The organism is Candidatus Saccharibacteria bacterium, assembly GCA_016700015.1.
In the GTDB taxonomy this organism is placed as follows: domain Bacteria; phylum Patescibacteriota; class Saccharimonadia; order Saccharimonadales; family Saccharimonadaceae; genus Saccharimonas.
The window spans coordinates 367,724-382,317 of the sequence record CP064995.1; the positions used below are offsets into that span (position 1 = coordinate 367,724).

20 protein-coding genes are annotated in these 14,594 nt (G+C 49.2%); 14 read left to right on the top strand and 6 right to left on the bottom strand.

All coding sequences use genetic code 11. The annotated features are described in order from the left end of the window. Positions 1-128 precede the first annotated feature (128 nt). Together IPM09_01965 and IPM09_01970 are read left to right on the top strand one after the other, a co-directional pair. Positions 129-575, top strand: coding sequence for a DUF4065 domain-containing protein (locus IPM09_01965; protein ID QQS22288.1), 447 nt, complete (start codon positions 129-131; stop codon positions 573-575). Next, positions 565-1,038: a hypothetical protein gene (locus IPM09_01970; protein ID QQS22289.1), complete on the top strand. Its 474-nt coding sequence runs from the start codon at positions 565-567 to the stop codon at positions 1,036-1,038. Before IPM09_01965 ends, IPM09_01970 begins: the two co-directional genes overlap by 11 nt. Positions 1,039-1,305: 267 nt before the next feature. Here IPM09_01970 and IPM09_01975 read toward each other — a convergent pair whose 3' ends face one another. Together IPM09_01975 and IPM09_01980 are read right to left on the bottom strand one after the other, a co-directional pair. After that, positions 1,306-1,854: a hypothetical protein gene (locus IPM09_01975; protein ID QQS22290.1), complete on the bottom strand. Its 549-nt coding sequence runs from the start codon at positions 1,852-1,854 to the stop codon at positions 1,306-1,308. Positions 1,855-1,878: 24 nt separating this feature from the next. Further along, on the bottom strand, positions 1,879-2,508 hold the full coding sequence (locus tag IPM09_01980; GenBank protein QQS22291.1) for a hypothetical protein: 630 nt from the start codon (positions 2,506-2,508) through the stop codon (positions 1,879-1,881). Positions 2,509-2,620: 112 nt separating this feature from the next. Between IPM09_01980 and IPM09_01985 the strand changes: the two genes are divergently transcribed. The 10 genes from IPM09_01985 to tuf all read left to right on the top strand — a co-directional run bounded on the left by IPM09_01985 (position 2,621) and on the right by tuf (position 11,504). Continuing rightward, on the top strand, positions 2,621-3,616 hold the full coding sequence (locus tag IPM09_01985) for a DUF1864 family protein (GenBank protein QQS22292.1): 996 nt from the start codon (positions 2,621-2,623) through the stop codon (positions 3,614-3,616). Beyond that, complete coding sequence (locus IPM09_01990) at positions 3,609-4,697, top strand: hypothetical protein (protein ID QQS22293.1); 1,089 nt, start codon at positions 3,609-3,611, stop codon at positions 4,695-4,697. Before IPM09_01985 ends, IPM09_01990 begins: the two co-directional genes overlap by 8 nt. Further along, a complete protein-coding gene (locus IPM09_01995; protein ID QQS22294.1) occupies positions 4,690-5,358 on the top strand; it encodes a class I SAM-dependent methyltransferase in 669 nt (222 codons plus the stop codon). The genes IPM09_01990 and IPM09_01995 overlap by 8 nt, the downstream gene beginning before the upstream one ends. A 51-nt stretch (positions 5,359-5,409) precedes the next feature. Continuing rightward, complete coding sequence (locus tag IPM09_02000; GenBank protein QQS22295.1) at positions 5,410-5,925, top strand: GrpB family protein; 516 nt, start codon at positions 5,410-5,412, stop codon at positions 5,923-5,925. Positions 5,926-5,965: 40 nt separating this feature from the next. Then, a complete protein-coding gene (locus IPM09_02005; GenBank protein QQS22296.1) occupies positions 5,966-6,502 on the top strand; it encodes a hypothetical protein in 537 nt (178 codons plus the stop codon). 27 nt (positions 6,503-6,529) lie between these two features. Beyond that, a complete protein-coding gene (locus IPM09_02010; GenBank protein ID QQS22297.1) occupies positions 6,530-7,144 on the top strand; it encodes a hypothetical protein in 615 nt (204 codons plus the stop codon). A 156-nt stretch (positions 7,145-7,300) separates the two neighbouring features. Beyond that, on the top strand, positions 7,301-8,542 hold the full coding sequence (locus tag IPM09_02015) for a DEAD/DEAH box helicase (protein QQS22298.1): 1,242 nt from the start codon (positions 7,301-7,303) through the stop codon (positions 8,540-8,542). 76 nt (positions 8,543-8,618) lie between these two features. Continuing rightward, positions 8,619-8,972 (top strand): hypothetical protein, encoded by a 354-nt coding sequence (locus tag IPM09_02020; protein ID QQS22299.1) that lies wholly within the window; start codon positions 8,619-8,621, stop codon positions 8,970-8,972. Between the two features lie 193 nt (positions 8,973-9,165). Then, on the top strand, positions 9,166-10,113 hold the full coding sequence (locus tag IPM09_02025; GenBank protein QQS22300.1) for a hypothetical protein: 948 nt from the start codon (positions 9,166-9,168) through the stop codon (positions 10,111-10,113). A gap of 206 nt (positions 10,114-10,319) precedes the next feature. After that, positions 10,320-11,504: an elongation factor Tu gene (gene tuf / locus IPM09_02030; protein ID QQS22301.1), complete on the top strand. Its 1,185-nt coding sequence runs from the start codon at positions 10,320-10,322 to the stop codon at positions 11,502-11,504. A 106-nt stretch (positions 11,505-11,610) separates the two neighbouring features. On the opposite strand, the gene IPM09_02035 is transcribed toward tuf, so the two are convergent. Further along, a complete protein-coding gene (locus IPM09_02035; GenBank protein ID QQS22302.1) occupies positions 11,611-12,000 on the bottom strand; it encodes a hypothetical protein in 390 nt (129 codons plus the stop codon). A 452-nt stretch (positions 12,001-12,452) separates the two neighbouring features. Here IPM09_02035 and rpsJ point away from each other — a divergent pair, with 452 nt between their 5' ends. Further along, a complete protein-coding gene (gene rpsJ, locus IPM09_02040; protein ID QQS22303.1) occupies positions 12,453-12,782 on the top strand; it encodes a 30S ribosomal protein S10 in 330 nt (109 codons plus the stop codon). A 65-nt stretch (positions 12,783-12,847) separates the two neighbouring features. Here rpsJ and IPM09_02045 read toward each other — a convergent pair whose 3' ends face one another. Beyond that, positions 12,848-13,147 carry a hypothetical protein gene (locus tag IPM09_02045; GenBank protein ID QQS22304.1) on the bottom strand — a complete coding sequence of 100 codons (300 nt, stop codon included), beginning with the start codon at positions 13,145-13,147 and terminating at the stop codon, positions 12,848-12,850. A gap of 76 nt (positions 13,148-13,223) precedes the next feature. On the opposite strand from IPM09_02045, the gene IPM09_02050 reads away from it, so the two are divergent. Further along, a complete protein-coding gene (locus IPM09_02050; protein ID QQS22305.1) occupies positions 13,224-13,547 on the top strand; it encodes a hypothetical protein in 324 nt (107 codons plus the stop codon). Between the two features lie 53 nt (positions 13,548-13,600). Here IPM09_02050 and IPM09_02055 read toward each other — a convergent pair whose 3' ends face one another. Both IPM09_02055 and IPM09_02060 read right to left on the bottom strand, forming a co-directional pair. After that, entirely contained in the window at positions 13,601-13,996 is a 396-nt protein-coding gene (locus IPM09_02055) for a hypothetical protein (protein QQS22306.1), read from the bottom strand. After that, a complete protein-coding gene (locus IPM09_02060; GenBank protein QQS22307.1) occupies positions 13,969-14,316 on the bottom strand; it encodes a hypothetical protein in 348 nt (115 codons plus the stop codon). Before IPM09_02060 ends, IPM09_02055 begins: the two co-directional genes overlap by 28 nt. Positions 14,317-14,594 lie beyond the last annotated feature (278 nt).

The following is a 14,594-nucleotide window of genomic DNA, read 5'->3' on the forward strand; positions in this document are numbered from 1 at the left end:
TTATTATAACATACCCCTAGATATGATAGAATTGATTGAAGTTAGTATAGGCTCACGGTAAAGGTCTACCGACCTTGTTATTAAGTAATCGCTATAGTGCTTATGCTATAGTATTGATAGGTATACATATGAGTAAACATTCTATATATAATGTAGCCAGGTATATAGTAAGTAGCTATATGGGTGATGATTTGACCTCCCTAAAGCTTCAAAAGCTTACTTATTATTGTCAGGCATGGTCATTGGCATGGGACGGGTCTCCTCTTTTTGATGAAGATTTTCAAGCATGGTCAAATGGCCCTGTTTGTGTAGATCTGTATAAAAAACATGCGAAAACATTCGAAATAGCAAAAGACTTTCTTTCTGAAAGCGAGGTTGATAACTTTACTGATTCCCAGAAAGAGACAATGAACTCAGTCATCAACTACTACGGCCAGAAGAAGGCCTATGAGCTGAGTTCACTTACGCATAATGAGCTACCTTGGATAAAAGCTCGCGGAGACACACCCCAGGGCTACCCATCAAATACTATTATCGAAAAAGAGATTATGCAGGAATACTACGGTGGGCTATAGGGGTAATGATAGATCACGTAAAACACCGAAATCACAAAACAACATAGCCTCAAAAATACCAAAGATAGCAAGCTTAAGCTATCTCGACAATACTGGATATGATAAGAAAAACCCTTCGTGGAGATTCAGCATTTGTAACAATGATAATCACGAGTGGTCTCCTCATGGCACTAGCATAAAGGGTATGATATATACATATCTTATCGCCAAGGAGAACCAGACTTGGGGAGAGATTAAAAAAGAAACGCACGATGACGGTAAAACGAAGAACCATTTCATAGATATTCAACGGATTGACCCAAATGCACAAAAAATTCTTCAGGATAGGAATTTGATTGAAGATAGAATCTTCTCGCTGAGAATTGACAACAAAAAAAGATTGTTTGGTTACCTTAGAGATGATGGAGTTTTCGACATCATTTGGTTTGATCCAAATCATTCGATTTGTAAAATGAAGAAATAAAAAATCTACTTGCTCAGAGGGTATATCCACCTAGCGAAATGATTGACTAATTCAGAGTAGTATTATATAACAGAATAATAATCTGGGAGTACATATGCGAATTGCAGTGTTTAGTGACAGTATCAATATCCCCCCAAAGGAAAGTATCAATGTGCACACATATGATCTACTTTTGGCATTGTCACAGCACACAGACTGCACTCCAACTCTTGTTGTCTGCGATCGGGGTTGGCTAGATCGCAGCTTGCTTGCTCATTGTACTGACTGCTAAGACGATAGCCAGGTACCGAATTCATCCCACAGCACGGCCTCTTCCTCGCTGAAACCAACTGTTGAGTCCTCTGAGATACTTTTGCCGTCCTTGCGAAGAGAAAATATCTGAGTAATGAATGGGCCGCGCGGTTCACCAGCGGGCTCTGCTAAAATTGATCCGACCGTATCATGAGTAAATACATGCTCGCCTTGATCATCGATATAGACGATTGTGTCACGGAGAATAACGGTCCGATCAGTTTTATGAGCCATCAAAGTCAAGATGTCATCCATTGTGAACCACTCGACCATATTTCGCATGTATGGTCCGGGAAACCCATTGAGGCTTGGGATAATCCATGATGCGTCATTGACAAATAGTGGCCTGCCGAGTTGCGCGTATGCGTCTCTTGCTTTTCGCACAGTGATAGCGACAGCGTCGTCTCCCTGTATTTCATCAAGCGACAGTTTTTGTTGCCGAACCTCAATATCATACTTACCTAGAAATACTTTCGCATTCTCATATTTACCCATATTACCGGTGATGTACGTGATAGATTTCATTGTGCTCCTCAGATTATGCTCTCATTATACATGACGGAATCGCTCATCCTCGTGTGGTTCGCGTGGAGTGTAGCGAGCATCGCGTGCAAACGTATAGATACTATCTCGCAGTGCTCTCGTACCACCAGAATTATTGATGCGATGGGTCGCATGCTCAATAATAGCCTCGATCCCGCGGTCACGTTCAGCGTCCATGACAGTGATGAACTCCTCGAACGACATGGACTTGTCGCCCTCTTCTCGATCCCGCTGACGAAATCGATCATAGAGCGCCTCGATAGGTGTTTCAATGAGAAGAATCGATTGCTCGTGACGAATCGGTGCCCCATACTCCCGTAGACGCTCGGTGATATAACTAATGCCATCATAACTGCGGTTTCCTGATATGACGATGTCGTCATAATACCACCCTCGATCAGCATCTATCGTCAGCTGCGTCATGGTCGTATCAGCGATAAGGTCGTCAAACACAGTGCTGCCGTAGTCATGCTCCATCCGCTTCGCCCATGCGCCAAGTGGCATGTGCGGCGCGTCTAGATGGTGCGCTTGTCTCACGAGGGCGCTCGTCTCGATATGTAGTAGATTGAAATCATTTACTAATATCTTCGATATTTCGGACTTGCCAGATGCATGATAACCGGTAACAAACAGCATAATCTCTCCTTGATGTTGTTTGGTGTAGAGTACCACAAAAAAATATATTTGACAATAATCATACTTCAAGTTATAATGCACCACAATACCAATCAATGGAGTCCTATATAAGATGACTTTTCAGAGAGTACGTGAGCTTGATCCGCTCGGAATTGACCGGGAGCTTCGAGACCTTCCGGCTCTTAATGGATCAGCTGACATTGGCGCCATCGGCACAATTGTCGACGGTGTTGTCGCCCGTCTCGATACGACAACTTACGACAAGGATTCAGCGACGGCAGCAATGCGGGACCTCGACTTTCTTCTCAGTTCCAGTCTCCGGCACGGAGCTGATTTAGTAGTTGAAGGCGGCAGGATCGAGTCAGTCCTGCTCGGTTTAGGGAAAATTGCTTGCATGATCCCCCGAGGTACCGTATCGACATACGCGCTTGCCAATCCTCGAGGCGAGCGAGAACGGTCATTTACAGGTTCACCCGAAGAGCGCTTGTTTATCGAGTCTGTACGAAGCGGAGCAGAAAGTGTCGAGTCTAGCCTCGAGACATACGTCAACGAAGGAAAAATTGCTGGTCTTGCCGCGATGGAGAGTAGTATCGCTGACATGATTACCTCTATCATCGACGTGAAGCGCGGCGTGTCACCTGCGTACTTCAGTGGTCAGCTCAGGCCGTATTTCGAGCCACTGACGATAGGTGGTAAGTTGTATGCAGGTTCGGGTGGTGCGCAACTTCAATTTATCGCAGTCGACTACCTGCTATGGGGCGTGGATTGTGACAATCCATTCTATCAGAATTACTTCGCCGACAATGTCCGCTATCTCAGTCCCGAACAACGTGCGTATCTCAAACTAGGTATCCACAAAAACGACGGCAAAAGCATTTTACGGTCAGCTATCGAAGATAACGACGGTCAGCTGTCTAAGCAGGCGATACGTGTTCTGCAATGTCTCAAAAAGTTTCGCTACCCGCATCGCAAGCTTGCACGTGATAACTTCAAGATCCGCCCTGACGGTAGCGTGGGTAGTGGCGTCTATACGACTGACATCCTTGATGTATTGCTCAATGAGACAATTGGAGCGATAGAGAAACTCGAAGGAATCGCGCATGAGTAAGGACGTTGCAACATTTGCAGCAGGCACGATCCATAATCCATGTACTGTTTCGAAAACACCTCAAATGGTGCCGTCACGTCGGATGATGATCAAGTATCCGGCTCGACTAGAAGCGATGGCGCTGGATCCAGCAAAAATCGCAACCAATGATTCGCTTGTCTACACTGCGGGACAAATCGACGTTTGCGTCGGCCTCTACAAAACTGTCACAGTTACGATAGACGAGACGAAACCGTCAGAGCTCATCATAACACCTACGACAGGCCGCCGGACACTTGTCCTTCACGCTGCTCGCATGATGCAAAAGGCACTCGATATCCGCGGTCAGCTCACTGTTGACGTCAAAGACGAGGCAGGGCTGAGGCACTGTGGGCTTGGCTCGAGTAGTGGTACGATTGCTAGTGTGGCAAGCGCGATCAATGAACTGTACGGTCATCCAATCGCCGCACACGATTTGAGTCTCTATTGCGCGCAAAATCATGGTGAAGAGATCGATGGAAGTGATGATACGCTCACGGCTGTCCAATGTATCGGTGGATCGGTCGTATGTGGCAATTATGAGGGCGGTATTATCGTCCTTGCGGGCGAAGCAACACCGATAGCGCAGGTAAAAATTCCGACTGACTATAGTATCGTCATTGGTGTGCCAAATGATTTTGATCATCCTGACTCGCTCGACTTGATGCAGCGTGAGGAGGACAACATGAAGGCGTTTATCACCACTGGCGAAGCGTACGGTCCACAAATTGCGTACCGCCTGGTTCATGATGTGCTTCCCGCGCTTGCGCTTGGAAATTTTGCTCCGTGCAAGTCGCTCGTATTCGACTATCGTTGGGATATGGGAAGCATACGAAATTGCTCATTTGTCCTACCGCGCATCAATGATATTGCCGAAGCCCTGAGGCCTTTGCAGGAAGACTCAGCGGTCATAATGCTGTCACTTTCATCCGTCGGACCTGGATTCTTTGCGATCACAACCGATCCAGTGCGAATCCGGACTCTATTTGAAGCGCAACATATGACAACAATTGAAACGGTCGTTCACAACGGCACCTATAAGATAGGAGATATCGATGGTTAAGCAGACACAGGGTGAGAAGAGTTTTTGGAATGATGCGGACATGGCGGCGTATTTCGCCGCAAAACCTGCGGATCCACGAATCCGGGATTTCGTCGCGACGCATTATGCGCATCCAAGCGGCCAATCCGCACTCGACTTGGGATGTGGCGGCGGTCGTCATAGTGAATTTCTTGCTGAGGCGGGGTTCGACGTCGTCAGCGTCGATCCAAACGAAGGGATGCGTCGTGCCACACGGATACGCCTCGCTTCAAAGGGACTTACTGCGACGATACGCGAAGGCGAGATTCTCGCTATTCCTTCGCCTGATGAACAGTTCGATCTCGTCGTGACAACAGGTGTACTCCATCAGGCAAATACGTCAGCCGAGTATGAGCACGCGCTCAGTGAACTGCACCGAGTGATGAAACGAGGAGCGTTTGTGTGCCTAAATATCTTTACGAATGCCGCTTGGGATCCGACGTACCAAACAGTAAGCAGGGACGGGTATTCGGTGATGACTGCAGAGGATTTACCCATGACGCTATGGCCGCGTAATCATTTTCTTGAGCGTATGGAATGGCGTGGTTTTGCACTAGTTTCGGATTATCCCGAAGAAGTGCGCGAAGAAAACACCGGGAATAGGGCTGTTTACCGTGCAAACTTTCAGAAACGACAAATATAAAGTATTTGTGCGCGAGCACGGTGTTATACTAAGGAAAAAGGGGAGTAAGCTATGGCACTAGCACGCGGAACCATGCGCTTAGAAAGTTATAAAGAGGCCTGGGTGGAACGGTTTGAAGATGAAGCCGATCGGCTGCGAGCAATATTCGGCGACAGGGCGCCAATTGAACATATCGGCAGCACAGCAATCCCGGGTATGATGGCTAAGCCGATCATTGACATGATGGTGGGAGTTGAAAGCCTCGACGTTGTGAGCCAAGCTATGGTAGCAAAGCTCGAGAATATGGGCTACCGCTCCATGCCCGATCGGGTTACTCAGGACGAAATATTCATGCCGAAAGGTCCTGATAGTCGCAGGACGCACTATTTGCACATTGTACCGCGGAGTAATAGACGCTGGCACAATACCGTACTGTTTCGAAATTATCTACGCGCGCATCCGGCGGCTAGGGAAGAATATGCTGACCTGAAGCGAAAGCTTGCAATCCAGTATCCTGATGATCGCGCTAGCTATACCGACGCAAAGACCGGTTTTGTTGCCGATATCTTGCGCCGAGCTACACAGTAGTTGTTTAGGATAGGTGAGATGCAGTATAGTAGTATTCCTTATGTCAACTAATAAAGAACCGGCTTTGCCTCCCGATATATGCGGTTTTATTGACACTTTTGCGCGGTATGAGCCCGACGATAAAAATGAATTATCGCCTGTAATAGCAGTGGAGATTGATTTTATCACCCAGTTCGCAGCCGTATTTAATCACTACGCGCGCCCACAAAGATCAGATGGTACCAATGATGGTTTTCGTGAGCTGTTTTCAACCGACGAAGTTCGTAACTTACTCGATAATCGGCCAGTCGAGCTGGCGCGCCAGTTAGCGCGGCTATCGTTTGAAATGATAGCGCAGTACGAGCAATCAAGGGGTGAAAGTATCTCGCGAGACGAATTACACCTCTACCTTGAGGTGGCGGAGCGTTGGAATGTGCGCATAGCCGATATGTGCGACGATGAAGACATATATTTTCGCGAACTAAACCAAAGGCTGGCAGTGCTCAGAGCGCATTACGGAGAAATAGGCAATAAAAAGGCAGTGAATGCAATAGGCCGCTATATCTGGCCATACGTATTCTCTCGTTTTTCTGAATAGTAGTAGCATAGTGCTATACTTTTCAGTATGAAGTGGTCTGCAGTATTGTCGGTGTTTGAGAAAATGCCAAGCTATATGGCAACATGGCTCCTCATTGTCATGTCACAGGCCGGTCTTGTGCTCAGTATAGTGCTCACCAAAGATACCCGCTGGTTTACCTGGCACTTGAGCCGACTGGGTGAGGGCGGTCAGGTGGCATCGGCTATTTTTAACTTCACCATGGGTATGTCGGCAGTCATTCTAGTAATTATTGCCACTCGTCTTGTGAGCGATATGCGGCAGACACGATGGCATCATGGTGGTATTACGCTGCGAAACGTATTGATTGGGATCGCGTTTTGCTGGATAGGTGTCGCGTGCTTCCCATTTGACAGATACGCGGTAATCCATAACGTGTTTGGTTACGGACAATTCCTTCTCGTTAGTGTGGTAATGCTGAGATTGCGGCATATCTGCCCGCGATTTTCCAGCCGTACTTACATAATAGGCGTGGCAAGTGTTGTAGGGGTATCGCTATTGCTTGCCAGTTTTCACTTACTACATATTGGTTCAGTGCTGATGGCTGAACTGCTAGGACAATTCACACTGTTTTCGTGGTTGCTTTCTCTGACGCACGATGTCAATCCAAGAAAACATGCGTAAGGCTATTGCATTTCTATTTTGGTTGTGCTATAATATAAACGTTACATTCGATAGAATGCCGAGCCGGCTCTACCGCTACACTCCAAAGTGGGCACCAGAATCAATCTCGTTATTCGCCTGACTGTAGATTGATACTATCTCACTAAAGGAGGCTCTATGCCCTATATCAACAGAGGGAAACAACATGCTCGACCGAGCTATAATGGCACACCGCGACCAGGTGGTACGCGTGGACGCAATCGACCGAGGCCGCAGACTGGTGGCCGTGGTCAAAAACGTGGTAAAAGCAGCGTGATTCACCCCAGCAAATACATTAACAAAGCGGTTCAGCCAGCCGACGAGGTGGCGTATGACGCGCAGCATAGTTTTGCAGATTTTGCCTTTGGCCCAGAGCTCGCGGCCAACATCGCCAGTAAAGGTTACGTGACGCCAAGCCCAATTCAAGACCAAGCGATCAAGCCAATTCTAAACGGGCAAGATGTGATTGGGCTTGCCAACACCGGGACCGGCAAAACCGCCGCCTTTTTGCTGCCAATTATTGAACATCTGCGCGGGGTAGCCCTGCGCCCCAGTGTACTGGTAGTGACGCCAACTCGGGAGCTTGCCCAGCAGATTGACGCTGAATTTCGAATTTTTGCAAGAGGCATGAACCTGTACTCTACACTAGTAGTCGGTGGAATGAATATTGATCGTCAAATTCGTGACCTACGCCGTCGCCCGCACATCGTCATTGGTACGCCAGGCCGAATGATCGACTTACTTGATAGGCGTGAGCTGCACTGTCAGAATATGGGCGTGCTGGTACTGGATGAAGCTGACCGCATGCTTGATATGGGCTTTTTGCCCAACATCCGCCGGATTGTCGCGGAAATGCCTCGCCAGCGCCAAACGCTATTTTTTAGCGCTACTATTACGCCTGAAATTCAGGCACTGACATCTCAGTTTTTGGATAACCCCGTGACAATTAGTGTGCGTACGTCTGAAACGAGCGACCACGTCGAGCAAGATGTGGTTGAATATCGCGGTGCTGATGATAAGTATGACCAGCTCGTGGCGCTGCTACGCAAAGACCACTACGACAAAGTACTGGTGTTTTGTGGCAAAAAGTTTGGCGCCCAGCGCCTAGCCGACAAACTAAACAAAACAGAACTATCGGCAGCAGCAATTCATGGTAACAAATCGCAGAGTCAGCGTCAGCGAGCGCTTGATGCCTTTAAATCAGGCAAAGTTGCGGTACTGGTAGCGACCGATGTCGCGGCCCGTGGCCTTGACATTCCCAATGTTAGCCACGTCATTAACTACGACACACCCCAGGTGTACGAAGACTACATTCACCGCATTGGCCGGACTGGTCGTGGTGGGGCCAAGGGCCACGCCCACACCTTTGTTGAAGTCTAGACCATAGACTCGCTACATTACATATATTGTGCTATAATGATAGAAATGCACCACCCACCAATCGATAGGATAAGTGATGGACGCTCGCTCTTTCATGATGTGGTACAACATTGCGCTGGCTACTTTCTGGCTGGTGATCGCCTTTGGCGCGATGGGCACGCGTCGCGACGCGGCCGAAGCGTTTCACGTCGCCCGGCATACGGCCGATGACGCCCAGCTCGTAGGCACGCCGGTCTATACGCGGTTGAAGTTGGCTCGGCTCACCAAGGCCACTAGCTTTGGTATCGCCGCACTCAGCGCGGCAGCTGCGGTGGCTTGGTACGTGCAGCCGCACCAGTGGTCGACGCTCGTCGTCGGTCTATTGCAGGGGACTCTTGCCACCTACTACCTGGTGCAGCTGGCGCGCTTCAGGCGCCTCAGCAAGCAGTAAAAGCCCTTTTTTGCCCCCAGTAATCGCTGGGGGCGCTTCAATAGCTAAAGTTCCAAGTCTATAGTATGAAGTGAGCGCTATAGTTGCAGCCAAAAAACTTGCTATGAATAAAGATTAATAGAGACCTTTGCCTGTGTATGAGTAATCATAGTACTTGCCGATACCCGTTGGGCGTGTGTATAATCATAAGATAATGGATATCGGTGTTTTACACCTCCCTCGTGCGAGTGGTCATGTACTGCCGGCGACTCGTCGCATAGCTGAAGAGATACATAATCTAGGGCACCGACCAGTGTTGATTAACTATCGACGTGTTGGAATCGATATGACCGGTGACATGCTGCGCCTGCACGAGATTGACAAAGATGGCGTGATTGGCGAAGTGCTACAACCCGATGTGGTGATATGCCGTATTGGTCGCTACCACGAGGCAGGAGCCCAAGTCGTGCGTGCGTTTGAATTTTCGGGTACACCTGTTACCGCTCCGGCTAGTGCCATCCTAACAAGTAAAGATAAAATCGCGACCAAACTAGCACTCCATCACCATAGTCTTGCTTCTCCGCGAAGTTACGCTCTACCTGGGCGACTACCGGGTCAGATAAAACCACTGCTCACTCGGGTTGAACCGTTGGCGAAACAGCCGCTAATTGTAAAAAAATCTCTTGGCTCGCACGGGAGGGGAGTGATGTTGGCAGATACCCGCAAATCAGCTGCATCTGTAGTCGAGGGCATGGGTGAGGAACCGCTGCTGATCGAGGAGTTTATCGAGCCGACGCCAGGAGAATTCCATAGCGATAAGCGACTCTTTGTCGTGGGTAAACATGTGGTTGCTGCAATGAGACGTACTGCACGTAGCAGCGAGGAGGATGATGAGTTTAGGGCCAATCTTTCGCTTGGCGGAATGGGCGAGAAATACCTGCCATCAGAAGATGAGGTTGGGGGCGCCCTCCGAGCTGCCGCCTGTATCGGCCTGGCAATTGCAGGAGTCGATACGATGACATCTTCCAGGGGTGAGTTATACATCGAAGTGAATGATAACCCAGAGCTTGGTATCGAGCAGATTAGCGGTATCAATATCGCGCGCCTGATGGTGGCTCACGCGGTTTGGCTTGCAGAAAATACACACCACCCATTGTCTTAGGGTGTACATATTGAGCAGACCAGAGTACGCCATTCCTGACTGTACTGGGGCAATGTTGAAGGATGGGTGTTTACAAGGTGGTCGCTTTACCCTATAATTAAACCCATACGCACGGGCGCGGATTATTGTGTGATGAACAGTGTTCACTACATCCATGAGCTCGCGTACCAAGCAATAACCAATCAATAATAGGAGATTTATCATCCATGGCAGACTTCGACCGAAGCAAGCCCCACGTGAACGTCGGCACAATGGGCCACGTTGACCACGGTAAAACAACTCTTACGGCAGCTATTACGAGCGTGCTGGCAAAGCGCCTTCCAAGCGCTACCAACAAACCAGTTGCCTATGACCAAATTGACAATGCACCTGAAGAGAAGGCTCGTGGTATCACCATCGCTAGCTCTCACCAGGAATACGAGTCAGAGAAGCGTCACTACGCGCATGTTGACATGCCAGGTCACGCCGACTATGTGAAGAACATGATCACTGGTGCCGCACAAATCGACGGCGCGATCCTTGTGGTTGCTGCCAATGACGGCCCATTACCACAGACCCGCGAGCACGTATTGCTAGCTCACCAGGTCAATGTGCCAAAGATTGTTGTATTCCTCAACAAAATGGACCTAGCTGATCCAGAGCTTGTCGAGCTTGTTGAAATGGACGTTCGCGAACTACTCACCAAGAACGGCTACGACGGCGACAACGCTCCGATTATCAAGGGTTCTGCTACCAAGGCCCTCGAAGGCGATTCTGCTTCCGAGGATGCAATCATGGAACTTGTCAAAGCTCTTGACGACTACATCGACGAGCCAAAGCGTGAACTCGACAAACCATTCCTCATGCCTATCGAGGACGTATTCTCGATCAAGGGCCGTGGTACAGTTGCGACTGGTCGTATTGAACAGGGTGTCATTAAGCTTAACGATGCAGTTGAAATTGTTGGTATTAAGCCAACCCAGAACTCAGTTGTCACTGGTATCGAAGCTTTCAAAAAGAACCTCGACCAAGGCCAAGCTGGCGACAACGCTGGGTTGTTGCTCCGCGGTATTGAGCGCGAACAAATCGAGCGCGGTCAGGTAGTGGTCAAGCCAGGTAGCCTGACACCACACACTGAATTTGACGCCGAAGTCTACATTTTGAAGAAGGAAGAAGGTGGCCGCCACACACCATTCAGCAAGGGTTACAAGCCGCAGTTCTACTTCCGCACCACAGACGTGACGGGTGAAGTTGAACTGCCTGCTGACAAAGAAATGGTTATGCCAGGCGACACTGTTACCTTTAAGGTAAAACTGCTTGCTCCAATTGCTATGGAGCAGGGTCTCAACTTTGCTATCCGCGAAGGTGGTCGCACAGTTGGTGCTGGTGTCGTGACAAAGATCAATAAGTAGTTCTTGTTGCTACCCATAAAACACCTCGGATACCCGAGGTGTTTTGCATTTGACAACTACTATAAAGAGCAGTAGCCCCTGAGCCAATGGAGGCGAGGAAATAGACTTATGGTAGGCTGACGCGCTCAGCAACCACGACAATACGCTGATGGGGATCACGGTAAGCGGGGTTGCGGTCATTATAGGGCAAGTCTTGGCTTGTATCATATTCACCCACCCAAGCCACTGCACAGGTCCAGCCTTCCTGGTAGTTCACGTAGTCGCGCAGCACTGCTTCAAGCATGCGCTGCATCTCGGTTGTCGACCAATCGCGCGAAAGTTCTTCGTACGTATAGGTTCTGCCACCGTTAGCAATGGCTTCCATCATGCCCATACCAATGGTGTTGAGGTGATGCGCTGCGACAGCTCGCTCGAAAGTTATTTCATCTTCAGCTTCTGCAGTCGCTTGAGTCGCACCTGCGTCTAATAAGCGTGGGAAAACATCAATTTGCTTCATACTACCCCTAAGATTATGTTGTTTATGTGTATAGGTGGTCTCGCACCCCAATAACGTATACATAACCGTAATACCACGGCCACACTACGGCTGTCAATAGCAGCGGTTCTTAAACGTAGCTAGTTATGCTATACTAGCGACGAACTCATGAACGAAAGGTGGTGAAGATAATGAACGCAGCGGAAAGCTATATCACGCTTGACTGCCGCGACGGGCAGCATAGTGCCTGTCAAGGCGGCGGATGCGCCTGCAAGTGTCACCAGAAGTGAGTCGCACCCCTCGGCCTTTCATAGGCCGGGGGATAGTTATGGCTAGTAACTTTACAGATAGACAAGAAGCGCGTATAATAGCGCCATATCATTAATCGCCCAGGAGAACTCGCCGAGACGCTGAGCCACTATGGCCACGAATCCAGGAGAGGTTACTGGGCACCCAACAAAGGAGCTGCTACTATGGCAGAGAGTAAAGCACAGCCAGAAGGCTTACGTATTCGTATTCGCCTAAAGGCCTACGATCACAAAGTAATCGATCAGTCAGCAAAACAAATTATAGAAACAGCCTTGCGCACCGGTGCTAGCATCGCCGGCCCCGTGCCATTGCCAACACGCCGTAGCACCTACACGGTTGTGAAAAGCCCGCACGTGTACAAAATGGGTGGTGAAGCGTTTGAAATGCGCGTTCACAAGCGTCTTATTGACATTACCAATGCGACGCCAAAAACGATCGACAGCTTACAGAATCTCAGCCTGCCTAGTGGCGTAGACGCTGAAATCCGCATGTAACTACGCACCGTTGCAATAAAATACACCCGACCAGGGTGTATTTTATTTTAGCTAACTGTTAGGTACTATCGCTTAGCGCTCAGCGTCATTTCACTGACAGCGGCGTTTGATGCGTCGATTTGGTCGTAAATTCGCTGCACTTTATCGTTGATGGAAACTACCCATAAGCCAAGTGCAAGCACAAGCACTGCCAGGATCGTCCAGTACAGTGTTTGGTGGGTAATGCGAAACGTGAAAAAAGGCTCCGTAGCGCGCGCGGGAGCAAATGATCGCATTGGAGCTGCTTTTGACTTTGACGAAGTAGATGCAGGCTTGTGAGCTACCTTTGCTGCCGATTTCTTAACCGTTTTCTTTTTTGTAACCATATAATTCCTCTTTTACTAGTGCTTATTATGCCCGTGCTAAGCTAAAAATACAACACGCTTATGCTATAATTCTACCATGACTTCTCCGCGTAGCAAACAACGTACCTATGCCCGTAATCGCTTAGTAAGCCGTCGTGGCTACCTGAAATCTACCGAAAGCGACGGCCAATACCTTTTGAAGCTAGTGCTGGTGGTGCTACTGGGCACGTTTTGGCTAAAATTCGGGCAGCCCATGACATTTGGTACTATCCCACTCGCCGGCATACCTGTCGGAATGCTATTTGGACTATTGGTGGTGCGAAAATTTGAAAAGTATCAGGCCGACCGCAAAATTTGGTACCTCGTGCTCATCATAGTCACGATCATATGCTACTTCATGCCGGCGGGAGTGGTAATTTAAAACCCGCCACCCTAAGGCCCGATAAATCGGGAGGGTGACGGGAAAGCGAGCGATTAGTCGCCGTTGTGTTTGGTGATGTCTACAATTGGACGGGTTGTCGGCTGCCAGCGCTTTGGTTCCGTCTTGTCAGGGGCCAGACTGATCCAGGCACCCTTGGCGGCGTCGAACACGCCTACCACTCGCGTGACCAGCTGACCGCCACGCACCTTCATATCGAGGGCAATATGACGAGCTTGCTCGCCAACCATCTGCGTCGCCTCCTCGAAGTGAAACCGTAGTTCACGGTCACCCATGGTGACGACAAGCGATTTCACACCGTTTTGGTCTTCGTCGATCCGAGTGTGTGCTTCGATAGTCGGCAGCACGCGCTGCGACACCCAGTCCATCACCCCACCGACCCAGTTGGAAAGCATGTGCGCCATTAGTTCAGCACCAGCCAGTGTCCGCATATGTTGAGCGATTGGATTTGCAGTGTACCCGACTTATATCCAGCTTGGGGCCGGAGTGCACGCACACTAACTGTAGCGTTACGCCAACGTCGTGGCCGTGCTAGGTCCTTCAGCGTCGATGCAGCACCGACAGAGTAACTCGTCGCATTAGCACGTATGATGCGATCAGGCCTGGTTGGGTCTTTGATCTCAACATAGATACAGCCACTCCTGGCATCCGGTGCAAGGTGTGGCTGGTGCTCAAACGGCGGCACATAGCGCATAAATCGCGCCTTGGTACTGACTGTGACGAAACCATGCTCAAGCAGATTGTTCAACATAACTGCTCCTTATTCTGGAAATGAACGAGTCGGAAGACTTGCTGCAAGTACTCTACTAGTGATTTACTACCCACGTCAACCATAGGTAGTATAAGCGTATAACTTGGCAATTGAAATTAGCCTGCTACACGCTCTACGGTCAGTACTCAAGAACATGTAGTGAGCGGCAAAGTGATCTTCTGTAGTATACTCGCCGCTGCAAATTACTGGTAACCTTGACTAACAGTGGCAGTGTGTGCTACGATAACTTGGTAACTTATTACGTAATAACAACTCGT

Coding starts and splice junctions, on each gene's coding strand:
- IPM09_01975 (QQS22290.1), bottom strand. CDS start 1,854: ATGAAATCTATCACGTACATCACCGGTAATATGGGTAAATATGAGAAT.
- IPM09_02015 (QQS22298.1), top strand. CDS start 7,301: ATGCCCTATATCAACAGAGGGAAACAACATGCTCGACCGAGCTATAAT.
- IPM09_02020 (QQS22299.1), top strand. CDS start 8,619: ATGGACGCTCGCTCTTTCATGATGTGGTACAACATTGCGCTGGCTACT.
- IPM09_02000 (QQS22295.1), top strand. CDS start 5,410: ATGGCACTAGCACGCGGAACCATGCGCTTAGAAAGTTATAAAGAGGCC.
- IPM09_02055 (QQS22306.1), bottom strand. CDS start 13,996: ATGCGGACACTGGCTGGTGCTGAACTAATGGCGCACATGCTTTCCAAC.
- IPM09_02060 (QQS22307.1), bottom strand. CDS start 14,316: ATGTTGAACAATCTGCTTGAGCATGGTTTCGTCACAGTCAGTACCAAG.
- IPM09_02035 (QQS22302.1), bottom strand. CDS start 12,000: ATGAAGCAAATTGATGTTTTCCCACGCTTATTAGACGCAGGTGCGACT.
- IPM09_02005 (QQS22296.1), top strand. CDS start 5,966: ATGTCAACTAATAAAGAACCGGCTTTGCCTCCCGATATATGCGGTTTT.
- IPM09_01980 (QQS22291.1), bottom strand. CDS start 2,508: ATGCTGTTTGTTACCGGTTATCATGCATCTGGCAAGTCCGAAATATCG.
- IPM09_01995 (QQS22294.1), top strand. CDS start 4,690: ATGGTTAAGCAGACACAGGGTGAGAAGAGTTTTTGGAATGATGCGGAC.
- IPM09_01990 (QQS22293.1), top strand. CDS start 3,609: ATGAGTAAGGACGTTGCAACATTTGCAGCAGGCACGATCCATAATCCA.
- IPM09_02025 (QQS22300.1), top strand. CDS start 9,166: ATGGATATCGGTGTTTTACACCTCCCTCGTGCGAGTGGTCATGTACTG.
- IPM09_02050 (QQS22305.1), top strand. CDS start 13,224: ATGACTTCTCCGCGTAGCAAACAACGTACCTATGCCCGTAATCGCTTA.
- IPM09_02045 (QQS22304.1), bottom strand. CDS start 13,147: ATGGTTACAAAAAAGAAAACGGTTAAGAAATCGGCAGCAAAGGTAGCT.
- rpsJ (QQS22303.1), top strand. CDS start 12,453: ATGGCAGAGAGTAAAGCACAGCCAGAAGGCTTACGTATTCGTATTCGC.
- IPM09_01985 (QQS22292.1), top strand. CDS start 2,621: ATGACTTTTCAGAGAGTACGTGAGCTTGATCCGCTCGGAATTGACCGG.
- IPM09_01965 (QQS22288.1), top strand. CDS start 129: ATGAGTAAACATTCTATATATAATGTAGCCAGGTATATAGTAAGTAGC.
- tuf (QQS22301.1), top strand. CDS start 10,320: ATGGCAGACTTCGACCGAAGCAAGCCCCACGTGAACGTCGGCACAATG.
- IPM09_02010 (QQS22297.1), top strand. CDS start 6,530: ATGAAGTGGTCTGCAGTATTGTCGGTGTTTGAGAAAATGCCAAGCTAT.